This is a genomic window from Halococcus sediminicola, from assembly GCF_000755245.1.
Lineage (GTDB): Archaea > Halobacteriota > Halobacteria > Halobacteriales > Halococcaceae > Halococcus > Halococcus sediminicola.
On record NZ_BBMP01000020.1, the window covers coordinates 1 to 971 of the forward strand.

Below are 971 nucleotides of genomic sequence, written 5' to 3' on the forward strand. Positions count from 1 at the left end.
AAAAGAAGGAGAGGAAAGATGAGAAAGACAAGATAGGGAAGTGAGAAGACGATGAACAGAAAGGATAAAGAGATATGAAAAGAGGAAAAGAAGAGGGAAAGGTATAATGTTGTGTGTCAAGCAGAAGACGGCATACGAGATCAGCCTCGGTCTCGTGGGCTCGGAGATGTGTATAAGAGACAGAAAGGGGAATCAGACGAAAAAACGCTATAAAATTGATGGGACTGACCCTCAATAGCTGATGAATGATTCACAACGTGTAGATACAAACTAAGAGGAATTACAGCCGCGAGAGCAGTACATCCGGATCTTCAATGGCCTCGATGACATGCTCCATGAACCGATTTGCCGTCACGCCGTCAATGAGTCGATGATCGAACGATAGCGATAGCGGAACCCGATTGCGGACGACAGCCTCGCCATCCACCGCAATCGGTTTCTCATCGATAGGACCGATGCCCATGATGGCTGCCTCGGGATGGTTGATGACCGGCGTGCCAAAGGTGCGGTGCTCGCCGTCGAGCGCGAGATTCGTCACCGTGAACGTTCCCTCCTGGAGGTCCGCGACGTCGATGGAACGGTCGCGAGCCTGCTCGGCAAGGTCTTCCATCTCCGCTGCGACCTCCACGATGGACTTCCCGTCGATGTCTTTGACCACGGGCACCATGAGACCGTCCTCGGTGTGGGTCGCAAAGCCGACGTTGTAGTAGTGTTTCTCTGTCTCTTATACACATCTGACGCTGCCGACGATATGCAGTGTGTAGATCTCGGTGGTCGCCGTATCATTAAAAAAAACAAGAGTCGTATTCAATCGGACTGTCGCTCCACAACCGTAGCTAATACTACCGCAACACCTGCTCCGATTTCCCTGTCCAACATCAACCACACACTCACAATACTACGATGTAACAACCAGCCCTCACCACGCCGCACCCCACCACACTACACACAACACTACCCCACAGACAACA

At 51.6% G+C, this 971-nt stretch carries 1 pseudogene; it reads right to left on the reverse strand.

The features are described from left to right. Window positions 1-280: 280 nt before the first annotated feature. Window positions 281-703: pseudogene (locus tag ACP97_RS08290) on the reverse strand (2-oxo acid dehydrogenase subunit E2); the annotation flags it as partial. Window positions 704-971: the final 268 nt, after the last annotated feature.